Below are 251 nucleotides of genomic sequence, written 5' to 3'. Positions count from 1 at the left end.
ATATAGACCAAGTGAAGATGCGATTGCTGGTAAAATAATTGCAAACGGTGTATCAATTAATCCAATCCATGAAACGATAATATAGTTTGGTGTTGCAGTTACTTGAGGTGCACACATTAAGGAGTACACAACAAGCATGAAAATGATTTTACTACCTGGGAATTTATACTTAGCAAGTGGGTAAGCACACATACTTGCAATTAAGACGTGTCCTGCAGTTCCTGCTACAGTTACAAAAATCGTATTAAAGA

Annotated in this window: 1 protein-coding gene; it reads right to left on the bottom strand. The window is 36.3% G+C overall.

Going from position 1 to position 251, the window contains the following annotated elements; translation table 11 throughout:
- Window positions 1-251, bottom strand: a 251-nt coding sequence (locus ACQG3P_RS21025; RefSeq protein WP_426806137.1) for a hypothetical protein, incomplete at both ends; no start/stop codon positions are given.

Origin of the sequence: Stenotrophomonas sp. SrG (assembly GCF_050031795.1) — a bacterium.
GTDB lineage: Bacteria > Pseudomonadota > Gammaproteobacteria > Xanthomonadales > Xanthomonadaceae > Stenotrophomonas > Stenotrophomonas rhizophila_A.
This window is presented reverse-complemented; position numbering and strand designations above follow the sequence as displayed.